A 23006-nucleotide genomic window follows, 5' to 3' on the forward strand; every position below is an offset into this window, starting at 1 on the left:
CCCCCACCCTCCTCGCCCCCTCGGCCCTGGCGCCGTCCTGGCTCGGCTGACCTTCGGCCCTCGACGTGGCTCTCCGCCGCAGCCGCACCCCGGGGGCAGCCGTCCACGAAGGCGTCACTCGACGCCGGGCAGGCGTGCGACCCGGCGGCGGTGTGCCCGGTGTTCGAGCGTGGGGCGAACTCGGATTTGCGGGCCGGCGTACCCGTGGGCGGTCTGGCCGCATGTGCTTCCCACGATGAGACCGCCTTTCGCCGCGCATACGTAGAAACTGGTCTCCGCGCCGTACGGCATGTGCAGCTGGTAATAGGTGGTGGAGTCATTACCGTCGCGGTTCCAGCCGCGATAGGGCCCCTCCCTGGGGCGTCCACCTCCTCGGGGCACATCTCCGGCACGCCCGAAGCGCGCCCGGCCGACATCGGCCTGCGCATCACCGCCCCGGGAGCGGACGCCTGAGCGTGGGCGGGCCGGTCGCGCCGTCGCCACGGGTCATCCAGGGAGTGGCCGGACGAGGTTTCGCACGGTCTCGGCGGTCCAGTGGCCCGCGGCGCCCGGGCGGGAGGACAGGTACTCCGCGACGGGATCGGGGCCCCAGGAACCGGTCTCGAGAAGGCCGGACGCGAGGAGGCTCAGGTAGGTGGCGGACGGCTTGATCCACTCGACGTCGTTCACCCGCCAGGGCGCCGTGAACGTCAGCAGGGGGACGCCCGCCCGCTCACCCGCGTGCACGAGGGTCTCGTAGCGTCCGGCGCCGAGTTCGGCCCGTCCGACGCGGACCGCCTCCGTGACGTCGAGGTCGGGGCCGGGGCCGGGCTGTCGGTACATCTCCTGAGCCGCGATGTCGGAGAACTGCCCGAGGGTCACCAGATGCGCCCGCCCCCACGCGCGGCCGGCCGCGTCCGCGTCGTAGAAGGCACGTCCGCCGGTCCATACCGGCGACTCCGTCGCGAAGTACACCGTGCCCGGCAGTTCGACGGACACCGATTCCGCCGGCATACGCGCATCGCGGGCGCCCGGGTACACCCGTGAACCGTGCGGCGGCCGTCCTCCGGCCAGGTAGTACCGCAGGCGCTCCATGCACATGTTGGAGCCGTACGACACGTACCAGACCTGTGTGAGGGGCTGCGGCTCACCCGATCCGGTCCTCACCCGCTCGAAGGAACTCACCTGTCACTCCGCGGAGACGTCGTGGCGGATCACGTACACGCTCACCGACGGCTCCGGGCCGGCGGCACCACATCCCGCCGGCCCGGAAGGCGTCACGATCCCGAAGGACGCCGAGCCGCGGCTACAGCACCGGGAGGTTCTTGCGCAGCTCGAAGGCGGTGACCTCGGAGCGGTACTCCTCCCACTCCTGCTTCTTGTTGCGGAGGAACTTGAGCGGGTGCTAGCCAACCTGCGCGTTCCCTCTGGAAACCGGCGTTGACCTGCTGTGGGACGGTCAACTTTGGTCGTTGCCGGTGGACCTTGGTTGGCGTCCCACGGCCCCCAGACGGCCCCGCACTTTGCAACTGGGGCTGTGCACTCCGCCCTGCGCGCTGCGGAGGTTGGGCCAGCGTGTGCACCTGCTAGTGACGCGAGCCACGCATTGCATGTTGTCCGATCTTGGTCCGTGGTCGTCCGTTGAAGTCCGAACCAGCCGTTCAACCCGCTGACGGACGCTCGTGGAACTGTCCGGACGTCAGCAGCCTGCGCGACGCATGAGACCGCGGCTGCGACCAGACCGCACGCTTGCCTGATCCATAGGCGGGCGCCCGCAGCCGACCCGGCTGGCGGGAGCCGTTGGCTGTCGAGAGGCACGCGGACTTCGCCGCAGATCCCTACAGACTGCGCAAAGGGCATGCCGAACGGGTAGCGATGCTGGCACACTAGTTTCCCCACGAGCCCCGATAGGGAATAGCATGAATTACCAGTGGACACGAATAATCGAAGAGGATTTCATCCCAAGTGGAGACTTTGATGAGTGGCTGAGTTGCATTAGACATAACACAGCCGCAGCATCGGACGACCCTACAGTAATAAGATGGGGCGACCTCGCGATGGGACATCTAGTCGAAGTGAGCATGAGAGTCACGGGAAATGAGTCAGATACGCGTCTCCTAACCGCCCCGCTCGAAGATGGTCGCATATTGATCGGCCTCGGCGGACACAATGAACATATCGATGAGAATGTTGCGCAAAGATGGGAAAAGATTGTAGATCTGGCGCGAAAAGCACTGGCGCAACCCCACCCGCTCCACAAATGGACAGCAATTATCGGTGAGATACCAGGGAATATTGGAAAGACCCCAATCCAGCTTCACAAGCCGGGGCGTGTTTCCTCTATGCGCCTGCGTTCCGCCGATAACTCGCTACTGGAATCAAGAGCGACTCCGCAACGCACGCTGCACGCCTGGAAGTCGGCCATGACATTCCCAATAGTCGTACACGGAAGCAGCACAGCGCACGACTGGGAGAGCGCCCAATTCAAAGCGGCTGCAGATCTATCGCTACTGACCGGCCTTCTTTCTCTGGCCTGGGATACTCATATTAGCGTTCGGGAATCTGCAGCACCCCTCCAATGGGGAGTAAGACAAGTTCCCAAAAGAATTCCGTGGACGGCAGAGGAATCTTTGCAAGCAGAGACGGACGACAAATGCGACACCGAAAACGTAGAAACGCCCACATGGCTTGAGGGTGCCTGGACAAGGATGAGCACGCGAAAGAAAATTCGCGACGCCTTGTCAATTTACATGGAGGGGTTGGAGCTTGAAGACCAACACCCAAGCCTCGCTCTCGTCTCGTTCGTCTCTGCGATTGAGGCAATATCCCTCATTCTATTCAAGGAAGAGAAGTGCGAAAACTGCAAAAACCAAATGCGAATCGCTTCCCGCTTCCGGGCTACAGTGCGCTTGGTGGCGGACGACAGCATAGCCGCTGAGCTTTCTCGGCGCGCCTACTCGGTTAGATCGCTGACGGTTCATACCGGTCGCCTCCACGGCAGCGAGGCCTCTCCGGGACTTCACGCTTTTAGAATCCTGAAACCCATTCCTGGACTAGACTTTCAATTCCGCATTGTAACAGGAATGCGGCGTGTCGCCAAAGATCTTTTGATATGGGTGCTGCGTGAAAAAATTCCGCCACGAAGAGTTCTAGAACCCACTCCGGAAGAGCGCATGGACAGCACTTAACGGTGATAGTTCGATCCTCGCTTAAACCGTCTGGCCTGTGGTGGGGGGGGGGGGGGGGGGGGCCCCCCCCCCCCCCCCCCCCCCCCCCCCCCCCACCCCCCCCCCCCCCCCCCCCCCCCCCCCCCCCCCCCCCCCCCCCCCCCCCCCCCCGGGGTCAGGCTCCGTGAATGCCTCGCGCGACGTACCTACACGAACTCGTATTGCAGTTCGTACAGATGCCCCGCTTTCGCCATCAACGTCGCCTCGATCGGGCGCTCTTTGGTGCTGTAGACCACCCGGAACGTACGCAGGATCGGGAGGTCACTCGGGAGCTGCAGGGACTCGTACTGCTCCTGCGTGGGAACGCGCGCCGATACGCGGTCGACAGTCTGGCGCGGCGGATAGCCCATCTCGGCCAGCAGGGCGGGAGTACCACCGCGGATTTTGCGGGGTTCGGCCATGGCCGTGCCGCGGGCCAACTCGGCTGGGTAGTAGGAATTGACGAGTTCGACTGGTTGACCATCCCACGACAAGATCTGTCGGCGGAGGAAGGCCGTGCCGGTCTCGCCGAGGTCCAGGGCGACGGCGACTTCGGCCGGCGGGCGCACCTCGGTCACGTCGAGAAGTTGAATGCTCCCGCGCTTGCCGCGGCTTCCAGCGACCGTGAGCCATCGGTACTGCTCCCCCGGCGCGGCAGGTTGGCCCGTGTCGGCTGGCCGTACGGTCTCCTGCCGGTGCTCCCGCACGGTCACCGCGGCCCCGGCGCGGCCGACGACAAGGCGCTCATCCTTGAGGACCTGGAGAGCCTTCTGCACGGTCGCGTTCGAGGCGTCGAACCGCTCTTTGAGCCGCTGAGTCGAGGGCAGGCTAGCGCCGGGCTCCAGGTCGCCGGACATGATCTCGTCGCGTAGATCTGCAGCGATCCGTTCGTGCAACGGCCGCCGGTCGAAAGCTTCTTCGTCAGCTTTAGGCATGTCAGCCAATCCTCAGTTCGTAGCGGAGTCGCTGTCCGGTAGCGGGGAACACAGATACGTCGACCTGAAACGGGGCGGACTCGTCTTCGGTCACCCTCGTCAGGCACAGAACTGGCTCGTCAGCCGCGAGGGCCAGAGCGCTGCGCTCCGCATCGTCCGGAACCCTCGCGTACACCTCCTCGTGCACACGCCGAGCTGTGTGCCCCATCGTCGCCAGTAGTGTGACCGCCCCACCGGGGATCTTTGCCGTCCCGGCAAGACGCGTCCCCGCAGCGATCCCCAACGGGTAGTAGGTATCGGTCAGTTCGACCGCCGCCTCCCCCAGGTACATGACTCGCCGCCGAACCACCACCGGAGTTCCTGCGGCAACACCGAGCAGGTCCGCGACCTCGGGCGGCGCGGGAACTTCACCGGCGATCACGATGCGCTGAGAGCCCTGTTCCCCCCTCGCCTTCGCCTCTTCGGTCCATGCATCACGTTGCCCGTCGTGTCGCGGCGCCACGTAGGACGCGGAAGAGCTGACCCAATCTCCGCTGGTCACGGCGGGGCCTCCTCGTTCTGGTAACGGTGAAACCTTGCTGCTTTACACAGTAAGCGCTAAGACTCCGAACTGCAGACCTTGCTACCTTTCGCGAAAGGCAGTACGGTACTCCGTAGCTCGACGGTCACGCCGAACTACGCAGGTCAAGCGCGTCTGAACGCTCCGGAAACGGATCGGGAGGGGAGCGCTCGCTGGTTGAGAACTGAAAAGTGTGCCGCTCCAGCCACCTGCTCTTGGGTGGTCGATGGGGCCGCCTCCAACCCTTCGGTTTTGGGGTTCGGGAGGCCGTCTCCAGCCCTGGCGAGGGCTTGGGAGGCTGCCCGGCGTGAGCTGGGCCGCACGTGCCGCGCGTGGATACGCGGTCCGGGCTCACCTACCTGCCCGGGGCGAGATAAGGGGCTTGTCCGCCGACCGCTTCGGGGGTGGGCAAGGGTCGCAGCCGCGTTACCCCGGCCTTCTGGCCGGCAGGGACGGCTGCGGTTACGGATCACCCGAGATCCGCACTTGCTGAGAGGAGACCCGTGATGGGTCGCCGCTTATGTACGTAGGGCGCTGCCGGTGCTGACCTGCCGGTTGCGGCCCCTTGAGTCATCTTCCGCCGACCGACCGGCCTGCCCTGCGGGGCCGCCTGGCCGGTCGGCGGTGTGCGTCGAGCACGCACGGTCCGCACCGTGCCCGGCAACGGGGCGGTGCGTGGCCGTGGCTGCTCGAACCGATCAGCCGCAACGAGGTGCGGCACCCGGGGTGCGACCCGGGTGCCGCTTCACAGGAACCACTTGGAGGCACCTGTGTTCATCATCATCGCCTTGACGGACGCTGAGCGCGAGGATTTGTCGCGCAAGAACGCGGAGGTCAACAAGCGCAGCGAGAACGGCGGTGGTCGCTGATGACCGCCACGATCATTGCCGTCATCGGGACCCTGCTGGGTTCGGTGACCGCTTATCTGTTGCAGCAGCGCGCGGCCCGCACAGAGCGGGCGGAGTCCCGAGCCGCGCAGCGGGGCCGCGACCAGCTCGGCGCGATAACCGACCTGCTGGCTGCGCTGGCCGATCACCGCAGGGCGATGTGGGTGCGCGAAGACCTGCGGCTGACCGGCGGCGCCGAGCAGCAGTACGCCGCAGCCCGCGCCGACAGTCACGTCAGCCGGTCGGCGATCACGGGGCCGCTGGCACGTGTGGCCATCCTCGCCCCGGCGCTGACCGATGTGGCCAACGCCGCGGCGCAGGCCGCGTACGCGCTGCGCAAGGCGCCGGACTGCGAAGCGCTGGACGCTCGCCGCGCCGCCGCGATCGCCGCCGCTGACCGGCTGCTCGCCGCCGCCACAGCGCTGTTCTGACCTCCCCCTCTCCGTTTCCGGGCGCCTGCCGCTGTGCCGTCAGGCGCCCGGACCTGTGCGCTTGGAGCACACCCATGGACGACTTCATCGGCCCCCACCGGGCCACCACCACAAACGACTTCCTCGAACTGGCCCTCGGCACCCCGCTGGACCTGTGGCTTGGCGAGGACAACGAGACCGACGAACAGCGGGCGGCGCGTGAGGCGGCTGCCCGCGACATCCTCGCCGACGACCCGGGCCTGTTCGACCGCACGACCGCGCTGGCCGTCGAGACGATCGGCCGCACCCGCCCCGAACTGCTCCGCCTCGCCCCCGCCGCCCGCCCGGCCGTCACCAGCCGCAGGTCCCGCCGGACCCGCGGGAAGGGAATGGCGGCATGAACCACAAGACGCACGCGCGGTTGAGGAAGGCGCTGACCGTGTTCCCGGCGGTCGCGATGACGGTCGTGTCGATGGTGCTGACGCTAGCCGTCGTGGTGATGTGGCTGGGGCAGGCGATGTCCTGGCCGGTCGCCGTGGTCGTCGGGCTGGGACTGGACGGGGGTTGGCTGGCGACGCTGGCCTATGAGCGGCGCCTTGCTGCGCAGGGCGACCACTCCCGCCCTGTGACTGCGGTCGGCTGGGGTTTCGGCACGGTGGCGACTGTTGTTCTGGTCGCGCATGCCCTGCTCGCTGAGTCCTCTGCCGGCGCGTGGCTGGCGGTGGCGTGGCTGCCGGTTGCGGCCAAGGCGCTGTGGCTGGTGCACGGGTTGTGGGAGCGCACCGCGCTCACCCCCGGGGCGTTGGAGGCGATTGCGGGTATCCAGCAGGAAGCCCGCGATGAAGCAGCCGTCGCGCGTGCGCGGCTGCGGGCCGAAGCGACCACCGAGGAGACCCGGCTCACCGCCGTGACGGAAGCCGGTGCTCGCGTCGCACGCGTCCAGGCACGCACCGCCGCGGTGTTGTCCGAAGCCTGGGCGACGCTGGACACCGCCCGTGCAGGCGAGGCCACCGGACCCGCGCTGAACAGCGTGACGACCCCCGTCACACCCGCGTCACACACCCGGTGGGAGCTCCCAGTGTGGGGGCCGGTCGCACCCGTTGCCGCAATTGAGGCGCCCGCGCTCAGCGATGCCGAGCTGGACCGCATCGTGGGCCTGCTGATGGGTGAGCAGGTACCCCCACCGTCCTACCGGGAACTGGCGGTGCGGTTCCGTGCCGCCGGACACAGCGCCTCCGAAGTCCGCCTGCGGGCCGCGTGGAAGCGCCTGACCACGACCACCGAGACCGGCTGACGGGGGTGGTTGGCGTGCGCGCGTTGTCGCTGCGGCTCCTGCTGGTCGTCCTCATTGTGCTGGTCATCCTCATCCGAAAGGCCGTCGTCGCCATGACCGACATCACCAAAGCCTCAGCCGAAGCGGTCGAAGCCGCCCGGCAGGGAGATCAGTTCGCGGTGATCCTCGCCGCAATCCAGGCCGCACAGATCATCCAGGCCCAGCAACCGGCCCACGTGTCCCCGCCGCCGGTCACCGTCCAGCAGTCCAACGGTGCCGGCGAGGCGGGCAAGTGGATGGCCATCGCGGTCGGGGGCAGCATGCTCATGGTCACCGTCGCTTTCGCCGCGGTCGCCCTGGCCATCGCCGCAGCCTGCACCGCCCTGGTCGCCCTGGTCGTCTACGGCATCTACCGCGACATCCGCGGGGGTGGCCGCCGATGATCCGCACCCACCCCAACGACCCCCCGCTGACCGGCACGGAAGCGGCAAAGGTCGCCTGGTACATCGCCCGGATGGCCAAACGCGGCCTCGCTGGTGAGGACGTCGACCAGCGCGACTTGCAGCGCAAGCTCGACAGCATCATCGACGGCGCCCGCCAGCGCGCCGAGAAGGCCGCCGCTGCGGCCGGCAAGTGACTCCGCCCCGGACCGGCCGACCTCTTGGCGGACGCACGGCCGGTCCGGGCTCCCCGCACCTCATCAGAGAGCAGGTAGCCCCAGCATGACCGAGATCATCGACCTGGATGCACACCGGCCCCGGCCGGTACCCGATCTGACGAAAACCGCCACCGCGCCCGACACGGCACCCCGCGAGGTGCTGCAAGGTGTCGTCATCCCGTCCGGCGACCCTACGGTCGCGCCCGGCAAGGCCCCTTCCCGCCCGGGTGGTTCGGGGCGGGTGCGGCGTGCCGTGGGTGTGACGCTGCACGTCGTCACGCACGACCGCACCAAGACCAGCGCCCGGACCGTCATCCGGCACGGCGCCTACGTTGCCGGTGGCGCGGGGATTTTGGCCCGCCGTGCCTGGGACGGGCGGTCTGCGGCCCGCTACGAGCGGATGATCCGCGTCAGTGAAGCAGCCGGACAGCACGAGACCGCGATGGAGTGGGAAGAGCGCGGGCGCGCGTTTCGTGCCGCGCGTCACCAGCGGCGCATGGACCTGCTGGGCGCCCCGCAGCGCGTCGCCAAGGGCGCCGCGGTCGCCACCGCGGCCGGCACCGGCGGCCTGCTCGGGCTCGGTGCGGTGCTGGCGATAGCCGAGCACGACCCGGCGCTGGTCATCGCGCCGGTGATGTTCACCATCGACATGATCCGGTGGGCCGTCGTCATCTGCACGATCGTGTGGGGTCCGGCGCTGGTCGTCGGCCCGTGGCTGGCGTTCCTCGGGTTGTGGAACACCGGGCGCCGCGGGCAGGCCGCCCCGCAGTGGGCGCTCCCGCCCGCGCAGCGCAGCACGGACGGGATGCCGATCACCCCGTCGATCGTCGTCACCGCGATGCGTGACCTGGGCATTGCTACTTTGCGCGGTGCGGTCCGGGCGATCGAGGACAACGGGGCCGCGATGCTCGGACCGATCCGGATCGCCGGATGCGGTGTCGAGGTCGACGTCACCCTGCCATCCGGCGTCTCCACGGAGGAGGTGCAGGGGCGGCGCCGCAAGCTCGCGGAGAACCTGGGCCGCCACGAGCACGAGGTGTTCGTCAGCATCCCCGTTGCCGCCCGCACGGTCCGGCTGTGGATCGCCGATTCCGGTGCGCTCGATGAGCCGATCGGCCCCTCTCCGCTGGTCATCGACCCCGAGCTGAGCGCGAATTACGCCACGGGGCGGGCGCCGTGGGGTCAGGACCTGCGCGGGGACGCCGCGCTGATCAGCCTGTTCCAGCGGCACCTGCTGATCACGGGGCTGTCCAACCAGGGCAAGACCGCGTCCCTGCGGGCGCTGGTGCTGTGGCTGGCCATGGACCCCACCGTCGAGTTCCGTATCGCCGACCTCAAGGGCATCGGCGACTGGCGGATGATGAACGGCCTTGCCACCGTACTGATCGAGGGTCCCACCGACGAGCACGTCATCGACGCGACCGACATGCTCGAAGACGGTGTTGCCGAGATGGAGCGCCGCATGATGGCCCCGGCCGGCACCACGTGGGACCCGCTGATCCTGATCGTGGACGAAGCGCAGGTGGCGTTCATGTGCCCGGCGGTCGGCGACGACAAGCGCCCGTATGGCGGGGTCAAGGCCACCTCCCGGTACTTCCAGGCCGCCCGGAAGATCCACAACCAGGGCCGTGCCGTCGACGTGCTGCTCTACCAGGGCACGCAGGACCCCACCGACCAGAACCTTCCCAAGCTCGTCCGGGAAGGCGCGCACATCCGCGCGTCCCTCGTGCTCGGCACGGAGTCGCAGGCCAGGATGGCGCTCGGTGACAAGGCCATCGACGGCGGCGCCGCCCCGCACAAGCTCCGCCAGGGCCTGGACAAGGGAACAGTCGTCGTCGCGGGCGACGGGGTGAAGCTGGCACCCGGACAGTCCTCGGTCACCATCCGCACGCACTACATCGACGGCGACCAGGCCGCCGAGATCGCCGAGCGCGCCAAGGCCCGCCGTGACGGCGTCACCACGAAGACCGCGGTGGACAACAGCGCAAGCGCCGATGCCCTGGCCGACATCGCTGCCGTCCTCGGCAGCGCCGACCGGATGCGCACGCAGGAAGTCCTCCACGGCCTCGCGCAGCTCAACCCGCGCGAGTACCGCGCCTGGGCCTTTACCGATCTGCGTGACGTCCTCGACCCCGTCGGGGCGGTCCGCAAGTCAGACGGGCGGATGGTGGTCGACCGCGCCAAGCTCCGGGACGCCCTCGCCCAACGGGACACCGAGACTCCCGAATCGTGACTGTCCGTACAGGGAGGCGGCCAGGGAGGCAGGGAGTTCTCCCTGACCGCCTCCCTGACCCCGCCTCCCTGACCTGACCAGCACCAACCCGCGCACAGGGAGTCAGGGAGGCAACCCCCTGAGACCTGCGGAAACCCCCGGAAACACCATCCCTGGGGACACCCCTGCCTCCCTCCCTGCACACACAGTAACCAGCACGGCCACCACCCAATGGAAGGGGAAACGCCCGTGGCCGCACTGCCCGTCTACCGCTACCGCCTCGCCCCACACGGACTCATGACCCGCCGACAGCTCCACGCCAAGGGCCTGTCCGCGTACAGCGCGGCCGTGGTCGGCGAGATCCGCTGGCGCCGCGGACGCCGCGTCGCCTACCTCTACGACCCGGCCACCGCCCGTCCGCTGCGCCCGATGACGGCGGGCCGGTGGCGCTCGCACGCCGCGATGATGCGCGCGCGCCGCACCTGCCCCACCTGCCGGACCGACCGCGGATACGTCATCTCCGCCTCGCTCGGCTGCTGCTGGCCCTGCGCCGACTCAACCGGAGATACCTGATGGCCCGCTCCCCGAACACCCTCACGGTCAACTTGCCCGTCACCGGCAAGCCCGAGGTATTCGACTGGCTCGGCCGCAAGGTCTTCGTCAGTCCGCGCGCCGTGACGCTCACCTACTGGCTCGACCGCGACGGCGCTGTCTCCGCCGATGTCACCGGACCCGCCCGGCCCGCCCCCGGCATCAACGCCTTCCACGCGGAGATGACGGTCGGCTTCGACCCCGAGCGGCCCGAGCACTGGCCCGACTGGCTACGTGACCTCGCCCGCGCCCACACACCCCACGGCCTCACCTGAGCTACCCGGGGCGACCGCCCGATCTCGCCAAAGACACGCGGTCGCCCCGGCTCACCCGAATCCCCGAAGGAACCGGAGGACTCCCAGCATGATCGATGCCACGTGCCCTGCGCTGCTGTCCGCAGCGCTCGTCGCCGCCGAACGCGGCTGGCCCGTCATCCCGCTACGCCCCGGGCACAAATACCCCGCCCTGCACGGCGAAGACACCTGCCCCCGCAACGGCGACTGCACCGCCGGGCATCGCAAGTTCGAGCAGCGCGCCACCACCGACCCGGCCCGCATCCGGCGCTGCTGGTCACATGGCCCGTACAACGTGGGCATCGCCACCGGCCCCGCCGGACTTCTCGTGGTCGACCTCGACACCCTCAAGCCCAAGGACAAGAAGGGGACGCCTGACGGCGAGACATCCTTCCTGGCGCTCTGCGAGCGCGCCGGACAGGCCGCCCCCACCACCCGCCGCATCCGGACCCCCAGCGGCGGACAGCACATGTACTTCACCGCTCCGCCCGGCGTCCGGCTCGGCAGCACCGCCGGAACCCTCGCACCCAAGATCGACACCCGCGCATGGGGCGGACAAGTCGTCGCCCCCGGAAGCCGAACTCCTCAGGGCGCGTATGCGGTCCTGGACGACTCCCCCATTGCAAAGCTACCCGAATGGCTCCAAACCGCCCTGACGGTCCCACAGAAGCCCACCACGGCACCGATCCGGACCATGCCCGCCCGCAACGCCGGTCGGCTCGCCGACATCGTGCTCGAACGGGAAACCGCGGCCGTCGCGGCAACCAGCGAAGGCGGCAGGAACACCGAACTGCTGCGCGCCGTACGGGCCGTGGGCAGGTTCGTGGCATGGGGAGACCTTGACCGCGCCACCGTAGAGCAGGCTTTTCAGGGCGGGGGCGAATCGGCTGGACTGCCGGCGTCCGAGTGCCGCGTCACCATCCGATCCGCCCTGAACTGGTCAATCCGCACCGCCAGGCCCCGGGAAACAGCATGAGCGCCCAACCCCGCGCGCGCCTGAAAAGCCATGCGCCCGCTCCCGACCAGGCCAACCCCGCCAAACCAGCCCCGGTCACCGCGGCGAGTAGCGCGCCGAAAGTCGTCACCCGACAGGGCGCCCTTTCAGCCGTTCGCCCTGACCCGCACCTGGTCACCATCACCGGCATCCTGCCGGGCTTGCAAGTCCACCTCACAGGTACCCCGGTCGCGGACTGGCTCTGCCGATGCGGCCACCACGAACGCGCCACCGGCCGCGCTGCCGTCATCGAACTGACCATTCGCGCCCGGGTCGGCACCTGCCCCCACACCACCACCGTCACCGTTCCCACCGCCGAAAGGAGGCAGGCCGCATGAGCGAGAACGGTGCTGCCCTGCTGGACGAGATCGAGGCGTTTCACCGGCGCTTCAACGTCTTCCCCAACCAGGCCGCCTACGTCGCAGTGACGCTGTGGGACGCGCACGCGCACCTGCTGGACTGCTTCGACTCCACTCCCCGGCTCGCGTTCCTCTCCCCCGAGCCCGGCTCGGGCAAGTCCCGCGCGCTGGAGATCGTAGAGACTCTGGTGCCACAGCCGATGGTCGCGGTCAACGCCAGCCCCGCCGCTCTTTTCCGCGCCGTGTCCGGTCTGGAAGGTCGGCCGACGATCCTCTTTGACGAGATCGACACCGTTTTCGGTCCCAAGGCTGGGGACAACGAGGAACTTCGCGGATTCCTCAACGCAGGTCACCGCCGCTCCGGTGTCACTTACCGGTGCGTCGGCGACGGCTCCAACCAGACCGTGCAGCCTTTCCCATCCTACTGCGCCGTGGCGATGGCCGGTCTCGGCTCGCTGCCGGACACGATCCTGACCCGCTCGGTCATTATCCGCATGCGCAGGCGTGCCCCCAATGAGAAGGTGCAGCCGTTCAGGCAGCGCATCCACGAGAGCGAAGGTCACGGCCTGCGCGACCGTCTCGCCCGCTGGGCCGACTCCGCGCGGAAGGCGGTGGAGGGCACCTGGCCGCAGCTCCCCGAAGGGGTCACGGACCGCCCGGCAGACGTGTGGGAGCCCCTGCTTGCCGTTGCCGATGCTGCGGGCGGCGCTTGGCCCGTCCGGGCGCGCGCCGCGTGCCTGGAACTCGTCAATGCGGCCCAGGACGACGACGAAGCTTCGCTCGGAATCCGGCTGCTGACCGACCTGCGAGACGCGGTGTTCTGCGGTGCCGACCGGATGTCCACCGCGGTCATCCTCGAAGTCCTCAACGGCATGGACGACGCACCTTGGATCGATTACCAGGGCAAGCCGTTCACCCCGCGGGCACTGTCGAGGATGCTCAGCCTTTACATGACCGGCGCCAACAAGCCGGTCAAGCCGCGTGCCATCCGCACCGCCGCCGGCACGCCGCGGGGGTACTACGCCGACGACCTCGCCGACGCGTGGACGCGCTACTGCCCCCCGACCCCCCAGAAGTCCGCAACATCCGCAACGTCCGCAACAGACCAGGTCAGCGGGGGTGAATCAGTTGCGGAACCCCTCCCCGGCATCCGCAACACCGCCGACCTTCCCGCAACACCCCACCGCACCGCGTAGCGGTACTCATCCGCAACAGCCAACGTATCCGCAACACCGAAGGCCCCTCTGACCTGCGGTGTTGCGGACGTTGCGCTTGTTGCGGATCTGGAAGGCAAGAGGCCCCCCGACCGGAGGCACCCGTGTCCGCACTCCCCGATCGCTTCCTCACCCCCGAAGACCTGACCGAACTCCTACGTCTGCCGAGCGTCGAAACGCTCTACACCTGGCGCAAAAAGCGCACCGGCCCGCCCGCATTCCGGGTCGGTCGCCACCTGCGCTACGACCCCGATGCGGTAAGCGCCTGGGTCACTCAACAGACCGAAGCCGCCTGACCAAGCCCACCCGAACCGAATCAACCGCGGCCGGTGGCGAGCAGCCTGCTCGCCACCGGCCGCAGCCATGCCCGCAAGGAGAGTCGCCCACCATGGCAGGCCACATCCAAGACCGCTGGTACAAGACAGAGACCAGCAAGGACGGCAAGACCACACGCGTCAAATCGGACCGCTACGGCAGCGGGATGCGCTATCGCGCCCGCTACATCGGCCCGGACGGCACCGAGAAGTCCAAGAGCTTCCCCGACCGACAGAAGCGACTCGCCGAACAATGGCTCACACACATCGAGGCCGACATGTCCCGAGGCCAGTACATCGACCCCTCTGCCGGCCGCATCACCTTCCAGCAGTATGGGGAGAAGTGGCTGGCGAGCCAGACGACCGACGCGACGACCCGGACGTCGGTAACGACACAGCTCAAGCTGCACGCCTTCCCGTACATCGGGACGCGCCCGCTGGGATCGTTCCAGCCGTCGCACATCCGCGAATGGATCAGTGATCTGGAGAAGGTGCTGCCCGTCTCCTCCTACCGCCGGGTCATCTTCTCCAGCGTGTCATCGGTGTTCACCGCGGCCGTGGACGACAAGCACTTGAACGCCAATCCCTGCCGCGCCCGCTCGGTACGGGCTCCCAGGTCCATGCCGCCACGCTTGCAGCCGTGGACCGCGGGCCGTGTCTTCGCCGTGCGGGCCGCTCTGCCGGAGCGATTCCGGGCGATGGTGGACGTCGGCGGGGGCTGCGGCCTGCGGCAAGGTGAAATCTTCGGCTTGGCCGATGACGCGGTGAACTACGAAACCGGCTGGGTGCACGTCGGCTGCCAAATCAAGGTGGCGAATGGGCACCTGGTATTCGGCCTGCCCAAGCGCGGGAAAGAGCGGGATGTGCCGCTGCCGGAACGGGTCGCCCAGCGGCTCAAGCTGCACAGCGAATCCTGCCCGCCCGTGGAAGTAACGCTCCCCTGGCTTCTGCCGGATGGGCCGCCCGTGACAAAGCGGCTGCTGTTCACCCGGGCGGACGGCGGCGCCGTACGGCGGACTGACTTCAACACGCGGGTGTGGAAACCCGCCCTCGCCGCCGCTGGCGTCATCAAGGACGCGGAAGAAGGCAAGCGGCACCCGGCGTCAAGGGAAGACGGCATGCACGCCCTGCGGCACTTCTACGCGTCCGTGCTGCTGGCATCCGGGGAGAACATCAAGGCCCTCAGCCACTACCTCGGCCACGACGACCCCGGCTTCACCCTGCGGGTCTACACGCACCTGATGCCCAGCAGTGACGGACGTGCCCGCCGGGCCGTGGACGGCATGTACCGGGCCGCCGATCCCACACCGGACGGCCCAGAGACGGCCCAGGAGGGGTGAGACGGCTCCGGGCCAGCGGCACTGTGCCGCTGGCCCGGATCGTCGGTACCGCCCGAGAGGGCGTCTGACCTGCGGTTACAGCACCGGGAGGTTCTTGCGCAGCTCGAAAGCCGTGACCTCGGAGCGGTATTCCTCCCACTCCTGCTTCTTGTTGCGGAGGAAGAAGTCGAAGACGTGCTCGCCCAGGGTCTCGGCGACCAGTTCGCTGCGCTGCATCAGGTCGATGGCCTCGCCGAGGTTCTGCGGGAGGGGCTCGATGCCCAGTGCGCGGCGTTCGGAGTCGGACAGGGCCCATACGTCGTCGTCGGCGCCGGCCGGGAGCTCGTAGCCGTCCTGGATGCCCTTCATACCGGCGGCCAGCAGGACGGCGTAGGACAGGTAGGGGTTGGCGCCCGAGTCGAGGGAGCGGACCTCGACACGGGTCGAGCCGGTCTTGCCGGGCTTGTACATCGGGACCCGGATGAGGGCCGAGCGGTTGTTGTGGCCCCAGCAGATGTACGAGGGGGCCTCGCCGCCGGCGCCTGCGGTGCGCTGGGAGCCGCCCCAGATCCGCTTGTAGGAGTTGACCCACTGGTTGGTCACCGCGGAGATCTCGCCGGCGTGCCGCAGCAGGCCCGCGATGAAGGACCGGCCGACCTTGGAGAGCTGGAATTCCGCGCCGGACTCGTAGAAGGCGTTGCGGTCGCCCTCGAAGAGCGAGAGGTGCGTGTGCATGCCGGAGCCGGGGAATTCGGAGAACGGCTTGGGCATGAAGGTGGCGTGCACGCCCTGCTCCAGGGCGACCTGCTTCATGACCAGCCGGAAGGTCATCACGTTGTCGGCGGTCGACAGCGCGTCGGCGTACCGCAGGTCGATCTCCTGCTGGCCGGGGGCGCCCTCGTGGTGGGAGAACTCCACCGAGATGCCCATGGACTCCAGCATGGTGATGGCCTGGCGGCGGAAGTCCATGCCGATGTTCTGCGGGGTGTGGTCGAAGTAGCCGGAATTGTCGGCGGGGGTGGGGCGGCCGCCGTCCAGCGGCTTGTCCTTGAGCAGGTAGAACTCGATCTCGGGGTGCGTGTAGAAGGTGAAGCCGAGGTCGGAGGTCTTGGCCAGGGCGCGCTTGAGCACGTAGCGCGGGTCGGCGTAGGACGGGGAGCCGTCGGGCATCAGGATGTCGCAGAACATCCGGGCCGTTCCGGGGCCCTCCGCGCGCCAGGGCAGGATCTGGAAGGTGCCGGGGTCGGGCTTGGCGATCATGTCCGATTCGTACACCCGGGCGAAGCCCTCGATGGCGGAGCCGTCGAAGCCGATACCCTCGTCGAACGCCTGTTCAAGCTCCGCGGGGGCGACAGCGACCGACTTGAGATAGCCGAGTACGTCGGTGAACCACAGCCGGACGAAGCGGATGTCCCGCTCCTCAAGGGTGCGGAGAACGAACTCCTGCTGCTTATCCATATCCATCCATCCTCGCCGGTCAGGCACCGCTCCCCCGCCTGGTCCGGGTGGGGAATCATGAGCATTGCATCACACCGTTTCGGGTGGGTTGCAGCCGCGGCTCACCCCCATAGTGCCCGCCGGGGCCCCTCAGCCGAAGGTGTCGATGGCGGCGATCTTCCACGTACCGTCCTGGCGGACGGCGTCCACCGCGAACATGGCGGCGGCGTACGTGCTGCCCGCGCCCGCCTTCGCGGTGCTGGTGTTGCGCTGGTCGGCGAAGACCAGGACGTGCGCCCGGCCGCCGTCGACCGTCTCGACCCCGGTGTCGGTGACGGTGGTGGTCAGCACCAGCTTCTGCGCCGGGGCCTGGGCGCGCACCTCGGCGAGCATGCTCGCGTACTGCTGTACGGCCTTTCCGGTGAGCAGCCGCTTGGCGGCGGCGTCGGTACGGGCGGTGTCGGCGTAGTCGTAGGAGAAGACCGCGTTCACGGCCTCGGCGATCATGCCCTTGATCGCGCTGGTGCGGGCGGTGTCGGTCAGCGCGGTGTTGTGGGCGGCGACCGAGCCGTGCAGCGCCGAGGCCCGGTTCGCGGCGACCGCCGCGAAGCCGCCGAGCAGCACGGTCAGGACGGCCAGCAGGGTGACGGCGACCGGCAGCGGCCTGCTGGCCGCACGGGCCGGTGGAGAGGCGGCACGGGCCGGTGCGGCGGCGTCGGCCTCCGGACGCCGGATACGGGTACGCGCCTGGGCCGCCGCCGGGCCGGAGACCGTACGCTCCTCCGCCGCCGCGGACACCGCGGCCAGCCTGCGCTGCCGGTTGATCAGATGACGGGTGGTCGACATGGTGCGTCGGTCCTCTCGCGTACGGCGTCAGTGGCTCGCGGTGGGCTGCGGGGTGGTGGGCGCCGCCGTGGCGGCGGGGTCGGGGGCGCTGTCGCCCATCGGGGCCTGGCCCAGCGCGCTGAGCTTCCAGCCGTCCGCGGTCCTGGTCAGCTCGCCGAGCAGCCGGCTCTCCTTCACCGCGGGCTTGGCCTTCGGCGCCTGGACGGTGATCCGCAGCGCGACCATCACGCTGGCCTTGCCGGTCCTGGTGTCCAGCTCGGTGACCGCCCCGGACAGCACCTTGGCGGTGCTGACCGTCCGGGCCTGCTGCACCTGCTCGGCGAAGCCGGTCCTGCCCTGGGTGAGCTGGGTGTGCAGGTCGCCGGTGGTGGAGGACTCCCAGATGTCCAGGCCGTGGTCCAGGTCGTTGTGGTCCAGGGTGTTGAGGTTCTGCACGGCCTGCTCGCCCGCGGCCAGTACGGTGTCGCGGTTGCGGGCGAAGGCGGCGTCGCCGTCGTGGGCGGCGTCGTACCAGGACCAGCCGCTGAGCGCCGCGGCGACGGCGGCGGCCAGCGCCAGGGTGAGCGCCACCGCCAGCAGCGGGCGTCGCGGGGCGCGCGGGCGCAGCCGGGCTGCGGTGGTGCGGAAGTGCGGCATGCGGGCCATCCGGGTTTCTCCTAGCGGGCCTTGAGATCGCTGATGCGCCAGTGGCCGCCGACCAGGTGGGCGGTGACCGAGAGCTGGGCCGCCGCGCTGGTGGCGGTGGCGCCCGCGCGCTGGGCGGTCTGGTCGAGGAAGACCAGCAGCCGGGCGTGGTCGCCGGTGAGCGAGACGACGCCGGCCCGCACCACCCGGGTGCCCAGGGTCAGTTGCTGGTCGGCTACCTGCTGCCTGATCTGGGCGAAGAGCTGCTGGTACTGCTGGGCCGCCGCGCCCTCCAGTACGTCGCGGGCGGCCTGGGCGGTGGACTGGGTGTCCTCGGGGGTGTAGGCGAGGATCCGGCTGAGCGCGTCGCTGACGTCGCCGGTGAGCCGGCTGGTGGCGTCGGTGTCGGTGAGCGCGTGGTTGCGTGCCGCGGCCGGGTCCTTCAACCGGTGGGCCGCGTAGCCGAATCCGCCGCCGGCCAGCAGCAGCGCGGCGATCACGGCGGCGGCGGCCACCCGCCGCGGGTTGCTCCGCACGGCGCGGGTCCACCCGGCCCGGGGACGCCACCGGCGGGCGGCGCGCTCGTCGTCGGGGTCGCCTGTGACCGTACCGTCGGCGCCGGCGGTGTGCCCGTCGTCGGAACCGCCCCCGTCCGCCCCGGCCGGACCACCGCCCCCGGAAGCGGCTCCCGCGGGCGGCGCCCCGGAGGCGTCCGGCGCGGGACCGGCCGCCGCGGCCTCCCCGGAGGCGTCCGGCGCCAGGGGCGGAACGGCGGTGTCCGCGTCGTCCGCGTCGTCCGCGGAAGTGTCCGGCGCGGTGTGCTCGGTCGTCTTCACCTTGCGTCCTTCCTCGGCTCTCAACTCGCCCCGACCGGTACCGCGGTGAGCGCGGCGAGCTTCCAGCCGTCCGCGGTGCGCGACAGGCCCGCCTCGAAGCGCTTGCGGTCGGTGGTGGCCGTGCCCGTGGCCGGAGTGACCTCGACCTGCACGGTGGCGATGAGCTTGGCCGTGCCCGCCCTGGTGTCCAGTTCGGTGACCGCCGCGTCGGTGACGGTGCCCCGGGTGGAGGTCCCCGACTGCTTGAGCGTGGCCGCGTCGGCGGTGTGCGTGCTGGCCATCCGGTCGTGCAGCGGCCCGGTGGTCACCGTGAGCCACTGGCCGAGGTCGCCGGCCGCATGGGCGGCGTCGACGGTGTTGAGCCGGGCGATGTCGTGCGTGCCGTCGGCGAGCGCGGCGTCCCGCGCCTTGCCGTAGCTCAGCGCGTCGTCGCCGCGGGTGTCGGCGTAGGACCAGGCGCCGAGCCCGCAGACGACCGCGGCCGCCGTCCAGGCAGCCACCCACCCGGCGGCCCTGCCGCGGATCGCGCGGGGCAGCCTCATGACGTCACCCCCAGCAGGCCCGCCATGGTCGAGGGGCCGCCGGGCGGCAGCGCGGGCAGGCCGAGCGCGCCGGGCAGTACGGGTCCCGCGGGAATCGAGTAGGCGGCCGTCGTGCCGGGCGACAGGACGGAGCCGGGCACCGCGGGTGTCGGCACCCCGCCGCCGTCCGGGGCGTGCGCGGAGCCGCGGACGCCGATGCCGCTGGACGCCGGGGCGGTGCAGCGGGCGGCGGTGTTGAAGGCGGTCGCGGGGGCACTGGTGTCCAGGCCGTTGCGGTAGGCCGTACCGCCGTAGCCGGAGGTGCAGGGCAACGGCGCGAAGAAGGTGGTCGCCATGCCGAAGTGCAGGCCCTTGGAGTCGACGGAGGAGGAGCCGGCGGCGACCACCGCGGGCACCTTGACCAGGAATTCCTCGATGCCCCGCTGCCGGGTCGCGGCGATGTCGGAGGTGGTGAGCAGATTGGCCAGCACCACGCTCAGCTGCGGCCCGACGTCCCGCAGCAGCGCGCTGACCTGGACGGCCGCGTCCGGCGCCGCCGTGATCAGCCGGCGCAGGTCGGCGTCGGAGGAGTTGAGCTGCGCGGCGAGCTGGTTGGCGCTGTCGGCGAAGGACTTGATGGCGGCGCCCTCGTCGGCCTGGGTGGTCAGCACGGTCTGCCCGTCGACCAGCAGCTGGGTGTCGGCGGGCAGGTTGGTGTCGGCGGCGGAGATGAACTGGCCGCTGGAGTCCAGCAGCGACTGGAGGTTGTCGGCCTGCCCGTTGAAGGCCTGGCCGAATTCGTCCACGACGGTGCGCAGCGAAGTGAGCGGTACGGAGCCGGCCAGGTCGTTGACGCTGGTCAGCAGGTTGGTGACCGGCGCCGGGATCTGCGTGGACGCCTCGTCGACCCGGGAGCCGTCGTGCAGGAAGGGGCCGTTGTCGGTGCTGGGCCGCAGGTCGATGTACTGCTCGCCGACCGCGGACAGGCTCGCGACGACGGCCTCCAGGTGTTCGGGGATGCGCGGCGCGGAGTCGTTGATCCGCAAGGAGGCCTCGACGCCGTCCGAGGTGAGCCGGATCGGCCCGACCCGGCCGACCGACACTCCGCGGTAGGTGACGTCGGAGTGCTCGAACAGGCCTCCTGCCTCCGGGAGTTCGACCTTGACGGTGTAGTAGCCGCTCAGTCCGACGTAGCGGCCGAGGTCGGCGTAGCGCACTCCGATGTAGCCGAGCACCAGGACGGCGACCAGCAGGAAGGCGATGTTCTTGACGACCGTGGTCCTGGTCAGCATCAGCGGCCCCCCGCCGTGGTGGTGACCGAGGGCAGCGGCAGCGGCAGGCCCTTGGGGATGTTGCTCTTCTTGCCCAGCGACTGCGGGGTCGGCGGGTAGGAGTTGTCCCCGGACGTGAGTACCGGGGTGAGCTGGGTGCCGGGGGCCGCGGTCAGGTCGAGGTAGACGTTAAGGTAGTCGCCCTTGACGCCGTGGAGCACCTCGTCGGTGAACGGGTAGGTGAGCAGCACCTGGAGCGAGTCGGGCAGGTCCTTGCCCGAGTCGGCGAGCCGTTGCAGGGTGGGCGCGAGGGCCTGGAGGTCGGCGACCATGTCGTCCTTGCTCTGGTTGACGGTGTTCACCGCGACGCCGGAGAGGGTGTCCAGCGCCCGCAGCATCGTGACGAGCGAGCCGCGCTGCTGGTCAAGCACCTTGAGGCCGGGGCTCAGACCGGTCAGTACGGTGCCGATCTTCTGGTCGCGTACGGCGAGGGTGGCGGACAGCTGGTTGACGCCGTCGAGCGCGTCCGTGATGTCCTGCTTGTGGGTGTCGAGGTCGGTGACCAGCGTGTCCACCTGGCTGAGCATGTCCCTGACCTGGGGCTCGTTGCCGGTCAGCGCTTTGTTCAGCTCGGTGCTGATGGTCTTGAGCTGCTGGATGCCGCCGCCGTTGAGCAGCAGCGACAGGGCGCCGAAGACCTCTTCGACCTCGGGGTTGCGGTTGGTGTGCGAGGTGGGGATGAGCGCGGCGCCGTTGAGGTGGCCGTGGGGCGGCTCGCTGGACGGCGGCGCGGACAGCTGGACGTACTTCTCGCCGAGCAGGCTGGACTGCTCCAGGTGCGCGTAGGCGTTGGCGGGCAGTTCGACCTTGCCGTTGACCTTCATGGTGACCAGCGCGGACCAGCCGTCGTCGGCCAGGTGGATCGAGGTGACCCGGCCGACGGCGACGTCGTTGACCCTCACCGAGGCCTGCGGTACGAGGTCGAGGACGTCGGCGAACTGCGCCCTGACCGTGTAGGGGTGGCTGCCGAGGTCGGCGCCGCCGGGCAGCGGGATGCTCTGCACCCCGCCGAAGGAGCAGCCGGCCAGGGTCAGGCTGAGCAGCGCGCCGAGGGCCGCGGTGGTCGTACGCCGTCGGCTCATCGCGCGGCCCCCTCGGTGGTGACGTCCCCGGCCGCGGGGAAGGGCAGCGGCAGGTGCTTCGCGGCCGGGGAGCTGGTGGACGTACCGGCGGAGGAGGAGCCGGACGCGGGGGTCGGGTTGCCGCCCATGCTCAGCTCGTTGATGTTGGCGCGGCCGTCGATGGTGTGGTGCTTCGGGTCGTACGCGTTCAGCAGGTCGTCGGCCGCCAGCGGTGCGGTGTCGAGGAGTTCGGCGAGCGAGGCGCGCTGGTCGACCAGGGTCTGGGTGATCGGGGTGAGCTTGCTGATGCTGGTGGTGAGCCGGCCGCGGTTGTCCTGGATGAAGGTCTTTACCTGGCCCAGCGCGGTGGACAGTTGCTGGAGCGCGCCGCCGAGGTCCTGTTTGTCGGCGGCCAGGAAGCCGGTGACGGTGGAGAGCTGGTCGGCCGCCGCCTTCACCTTGCCGTCGTTGTTCTTGAGCATCGTGGTGAAGGACTGGAGGTAGGACAGGGTCGCGAAGAGGTCGTCGCTGTGGCTGTTGAGGGTCTTGGATGCCTGGCCGAGCTGGTTGATGCTGTCGCCGATGGCCTTGCCGTTGCCCTGGAGGTTCTGGGCGCCGGTGTCGAGCAGTCCCGACAGGGCGCCGGTGGCGTTGGCGCCGTTCGGGCCGAGGGCGTCGCTGAGCCGCGTGATGCTGTCGTAGAGCTGGTCGATCTCGACCGGGGTGGCGGTGCGCCCGGCCGGGATGACCGCGTGGTCCTTCAGCTGCGGGCCGCCGGTGTAGGCGGGGGTGAGCTGGACGTAGCGGTCGGCGACGACGCTGGGGGCGACGACGACGGCTCCCGCGCCGGCCGGCACCTTGACGCCGTGGTCGAGGCGCAAGGTGACCTCGACCTGCTTGCCCTTGGGCTCGACCGCTTCGACGGTGCCGACCTTCACGCCCAGGATGCGCAGGTCGGAGCCCTTGTAGACGCCGACGGCACGGTCGAAGTAGGCGGTGACGTGGCGGCCGTCCGGGCCGCCGAAGGCCACGAAGCCGGCGGTGACGAGGGCCGCGGCGACCAGGACGAGGACCAGGCCGGCCGCCAGCAGCCGCCGGGAGACCCGTACGGCGGGCAGGGCGGGCCGCGGCAGCCGCGGGCGGGGCC

Annotated in this window: 25 protein-coding genes and 1 pseudogene; 14 read left to right on the plus strand and 12 right to left on the minus strand. The window is 69.7% G+C overall.

Annotated features, from left to right (window positions below):
- Positions 1-486: 486 nt before the first annotated feature.
- Both V7E46_RS20870 and V7E46_RS33935 read right to left on the minus strand, forming a co-directional pair.
- Positions 487-1164, minus strand: coding sequence for a histone deacetylase (locus tag V7E46_RS20870; protein WP_443054282.1), 678 nt, complete (start codon positions 1162-1164; stop codon positions 487-489).
- A gap of 121 nt (positions 1165-1285) precedes the next feature.
- Positions 1286-1372: pseudogene (locus V7E46_RS33935) on the minus strand (glutamine synthetase); the annotation flags it as partial.
- A gap of 664 nt (positions 1373-2036) precedes the next feature.
- On the opposite strand from V7E46_RS33935, the gene V7E46_RS20875 reads away from it, so the two are divergent.
- The gene (locus tag V7E46_RS20875; RefSeq protein WP_333769824.1) at positions 2037-3167 is read left to right on the plus strand and encodes a hypothetical protein; all 1131 of its coding nucleotides are present in this window, start codon (positions 2037-2039) and stop codon (positions 3165-3167) included.
- A 185-nt stretch (positions 3168-3352) separates the two neighbouring features.
- Here the strand turns inward: V7E46_RS20875 and V7E46_RS20880 are convergent, their stop codons facing one another.
- Both V7E46_RS20880 and V7E46_RS20885 read right to left on the minus strand, forming a co-directional pair.
- Positions 3353-4120 carry a GntR family transcriptional regulator gene (locus V7E46_RS20880; protein ID WP_333769825.1) on the minus strand — a complete coding sequence of 256 codons (768 nt, stop codon included), beginning with the start codon at positions 4118-4120 and terminating at the stop codon, positions 3353-3355.
- A gap of 1 nt (position 4121) precedes the next feature.
- Positions 4122-4661, minus strand: a complete 540-nt coding sequence (locus tag V7E46_RS20885) for a GntR family transcriptional regulator (RefSeq protein ID WP_333769826.1) — start codon at positions 4659-4661, stop codon at positions 4122-4124.
- Positions 4662-5547: 886 nt separating this feature from the next.
- On the opposite strand from V7E46_RS20885, the gene V7E46_RS20890 reads away from it, so the two are divergent.
- The 13 genes from V7E46_RS20890 to V7E46_RS20950 all read left to right on the plus strand — a co-directional run bounded on the left by V7E46_RS20890 (position 5548) and on the right by V7E46_RS20950 (position 15224).
- Positions 5548-5997 carry a protein kilB gene (locus V7E46_RS20890; protein ID WP_333769827.1) on the plus strand — a complete coding sequence of 150 codons (450 nt, stop codon included), beginning with the start codon at positions 5548-5550 and terminating at the stop codon, positions 5995-5997.
- Positions 5998-6071: 74 nt separating this feature from the next.
- Complete coding sequence (locus V7E46_RS20895; RefSeq protein WP_333769828.1) at positions 6072-6377, plus strand: hypothetical protein; 306 nt, start codon at positions 6072-6074, stop codon at positions 6375-6377.
- Positions 6374-7270, plus strand: a complete 897-nt coding sequence (locus V7E46_RS20900) for a protein spdB (protein WP_333769829.1) — start codon at positions 6374-6376, stop codon at positions 7268-7270. Before V7E46_RS20895 ends, V7E46_RS20900 begins: the two co-directional genes overlap by 4 nt.
- A gap of 14 nt (positions 7271-7284) precedes the next feature.
- Positions 7285-7692: a hypothetical protein gene (locus tag V7E46_RS20905; RefSeq protein WP_333769830.1), complete on the plus strand. Its 408-nt coding sequence runs from the start codon at positions 7285-7287 to the stop codon at positions 7690-7692.
- Positions 7689-7886 carry a DUF6257 family protein gene (locus tag V7E46_RS20910; RefSeq protein WP_333769831.1) on the plus strand — a complete coding sequence of 66 codons (198 nt, stop codon included), beginning with the start codon at positions 7689-7691 and terminating at the stop codon, positions 7884-7886. Before V7E46_RS20905 ends, V7E46_RS20910 begins: the two co-directional genes overlap by 4 nt.
- An 85-nt stretch (positions 7887-7971) precedes the next feature.
- Positions 7972-10140 carry an FtsK/SpoIIIE domain-containing protein gene (locus V7E46_RS20915; protein WP_333769832.1) on the plus strand — a complete coding sequence of 723 codons (2169 nt, stop codon included), beginning with the start codon at positions 7972-7974 and terminating at the stop codon, positions 10138-10140.
- Positions 10141-10368: 228 nt separating this feature from the next.
- Positions 10369-10692 (plus strand): RRQRL motif-containing zinc-binding protein, encoded by a 324-nt coding sequence (locus V7E46_RS20920; protein ID WP_333769833.1) that lies wholly within the window; start codon positions 10369-10371, stop codon positions 10690-10692.
- Positions 10692-10985 (plus strand): hypothetical protein, encoded by a 294-nt coding sequence (locus tag V7E46_RS20925; protein WP_333769834.1) that lies wholly within the window; start codon positions 10692-10694, stop codon positions 10983-10985. The genes V7E46_RS20920 and V7E46_RS20925 overlap by 1 nt, the downstream gene beginning before the upstream one ends.
- Before the next feature lie 88 nt (positions 10986-11073).
- A complete protein-coding gene (locus V7E46_RS20930; protein ID WP_333769835.1) occupies positions 11074-11979 on the plus strand; it encodes a bifunctional DNA primase/polymerase in 906 nt (301 codons plus the stop codon).
- Positions 11976-12335, plus strand: coding sequence for a hypothetical protein (locus V7E46_RS20935; protein ID WP_333769836.1), 360 nt, complete (start codon positions 11976-11978; stop codon positions 12333-12335). The genes V7E46_RS20930 and V7E46_RS20935 overlap by 4 nt, the downstream gene beginning before the upstream one ends.
- A complete protein-coding gene (locus V7E46_RS20940; protein WP_333769838.1) occupies positions 12332-13552 on the plus strand; it encodes a DUF3631 domain-containing protein in 1221 nt (406 codons plus the stop codon). The genes V7E46_RS20935 and V7E46_RS20940 overlap by 4 nt, the downstream gene beginning before the upstream one ends.
- 122 nt (positions 13553-13674) lie before the next feature.
- The gene (locus V7E46_RS20945) at positions 13675-13866 is read left to right on the plus strand and encodes a helix-turn-helix transcriptional regulator (RefSeq protein WP_333769839.1); all 192 of its coding nucleotides are present in this window, start codon (positions 13675-13677) and stop codon (positions 13864-13866) included.
- A 92-nt stretch (positions 13867-13958) separates the two neighbouring features.
- On the plus strand, positions 13959-15224 hold the full coding sequence (locus tag V7E46_RS20950; protein WP_333769840.1) for a tyrosine-type recombinase/integrase: 1266 nt from the start codon (positions 13959-13961) through the stop codon (positions 15222-15224).
- A gap of 75 nt (positions 15225-15299) precedes the next feature.
- On the opposite strand, the gene V7E46_RS20955 is transcribed toward V7E46_RS20950, so the two are convergent.
- From V7E46_RS20955 to V7E46_RS20990, 8 genes are all read right to left on the minus strand, one after another.
- Complete coding sequence (locus tag V7E46_RS20955) at positions 15300-16661, minus strand: glutamine synthetase family protein (RefSeq protein ID WP_251492609.1); 1362 nt, start codon at positions 16659-16661, stop codon at positions 15300-15302.
- 129 nt (positions 16662-16790) lie between these two features.
- Positions 16791-17486: a hypothetical protein gene (locus V7E46_RS20960; protein WP_333769841.1), complete on the minus strand. Its 696-nt coding sequence runs from the start codon at positions 17484-17486 to the stop codon at positions 16791-16793.
- 27 nt (positions 17487-17513) lie between these two features.
- The gene (locus V7E46_RS20965) at positions 17514-18062 is read right to left on the minus strand and encodes a nuclear transport factor 2 family protein (RefSeq protein WP_333769847.1); all 549 of its coding nucleotides are present in this window, start codon (positions 18060-18062) and stop codon (positions 17514-17516) included.
- Between the two features lie 80 nt (positions 18063-18142).
- A complete protein-coding gene (locus tag V7E46_RS20970; protein ID WP_333769842.1) occupies positions 18143-18946 on the minus strand; it encodes a hypothetical protein in 804 nt (267 codons plus the stop codon).
- A 20-nt stretch (positions 18947-18966) separates the two neighbouring features.
- The gene (locus V7E46_RS20975) at positions 18967-19488 is read right to left on the minus strand and encodes a hypothetical protein (RefSeq protein WP_333769843.1); all 522 of its coding nucleotides are present in this window, start codon (positions 19486-19488) and stop codon (positions 18967-18969) included.
- The gene (locus V7E46_RS20980) at positions 19485-20759 is read right to left on the minus strand and encodes an MlaD family protein (RefSeq protein WP_333769844.1); all 1275 of its coding nucleotides are present in this window, start codon (positions 20757-20759) and stop codon (positions 19485-19487) included. Before V7E46_RS20980 ends, V7E46_RS20975 begins: the two co-directional genes overlap by 4 nt.
- The gene (locus V7E46_RS20985) at positions 20759-21880 is read right to left on the minus strand and encodes an MCE family protein (protein WP_333769845.1); all 1122 of its coding nucleotides are present in this window, start codon (positions 21878-21880) and stop codon (positions 20759-20761) included. Before V7E46_RS20985 ends, V7E46_RS20980 begins: the two co-directional genes overlap by 1 nt.
- The gene (locus tag V7E46_RS20990) at positions 21877-22977 is read right to left on the minus strand and encodes an MCE family protein (RefSeq protein ID WP_333769848.1); all 1101 of its coding nucleotides are present in this window, start codon (positions 22975-22977) and stop codon (positions 21877-21879) included. Before V7E46_RS20990 ends, V7E46_RS20985 begins: the two co-directional genes overlap by 4 nt.
- Positions 22978-23006: the final 29 nt, after the last annotated feature.

This window comes from Streptomyces sp. IBSBF 2435 (assembly GCF_036815005.1).
Taxonomy (GTDB): Bacteria; Actinomycetota; Actinomycetes; order Streptomycetales; family Streptomycetaceae; genus Actinacidiphila.

Bases quoted from the DNA above. Each gene is read 5' to 3' on its own strand.
- V7E46_RS20985 (WP_333769845.1), bottom strand. From the start codon at position 21,880: ATGAGCCGACGGCGTACGACCACCGCGGCCCTCGGCGCGCTGCTCAGC.
- V7E46_RS20875 (WP_333769824.1), top strand. From the start codon at position 2,037: ATGGGACATCTAGTCGAAGTGAGCATGAGAGTCACGGGAAATGAGTCA.
- V7E46_RS20900 (WP_333769829.1), top strand. From the start codon at position 6,374: ATGAACCACAAGACGCACGCGCGGTTGAGGAAGGCGCTGACCGTGTTC.
- V7E46_RS20895 (WP_333769828.1), top strand. From the start codon at position 6,072: ATGGACGACTTCATCGGCCCCCACCGGGCCACCACCACAAACGACTTC.
- V7E46_RS20880 (WP_333769825.1), bottom strand. From the start codon at position 4,120: ATGCCTAAAGCTGACGAAGAAGCTTTCGACCGGCGGCCGTTGCACGAA.
- V7E46_RS20890 (WP_333769827.1), top strand. From the start codon at position 5,548: ATGACCGCCACGATCATTGCCGTCATCGGGACCCTGCTGGGTTCGGTG.
- V7E46_RS20955 (WP_251492609.1), bottom strand. From the start codon at position 16,661: ATGGATAAGCAGCAGGAGTTCGTTCTCCGCACCCTTGAGGAGCGGGAC.
- V7E46_RS20960 (WP_333769841.1), bottom strand. From the start codon at position 17,486: ATGTCGACCACCCGTCATCTGATCAACCGGCAGCGCAGGCTGGCCGCG.
- V7E46_RS20975 (WP_333769843.1), bottom strand. From the start codon at position 19,488: ATGAGGCTGCCCCGCGCGATCCGCGGCAGGGCCGCCGGGTGGGTGGCT.
- V7E46_RS20940 (WP_333769838.1), top strand. From the start codon at position 12,332: ATGAGCGAGAACGGTGCTGCCCTGCTGGACGAGATCGAGGCGTTTCAC.
- V7E46_RS20925 (WP_333769834.1), top strand. From the start codon at position 10,692: ATGGCCCGCTCCCCGAACACCCTCACGGTCAACTTGCCCGTCACCGGC.
- V7E46_RS20950 (WP_333769840.1), top strand. From the start codon at position 13,959: ATGGCAGGCCACATCCAAGACCGCTGGTACAAGACAGAGACCAGCAAG.
- V7E46_RS20980 (WP_333769844.1), bottom strand. From the start codon at position 20,759: ATGCTGACCAGGACCACGGTCGTCAAGAACATCGCCTTCCTGCTGGTC.
- V7E46_RS20935 (WP_333769836.1), top strand. From the start codon at position 11,976: ATGAGCGCCCAACCCCGCGCGCGCCTGAAAAGCCATGCGCCCGCTCCC.
- V7E46_RS20910 (WP_333769831.1), top strand. From the start codon at position 7,689: ATGATCCGCACCCACCCCAACGACCCCCCGCTGACCGGCACGGAAGCG.
- V7E46_RS20930 (WP_333769835.1), top strand. From the start codon at position 11,074: ATGATCGATGCCACGTGCCCTGCGCTGCTGTCCGCAGCGCTCGTCGCC.
- V7E46_RS20915 (WP_333769832.1), top strand. From the start codon at position 7,972: ATGACCGAGATCATCGACCTGGATGCACACCGGCCCCGGCCGGTACCC.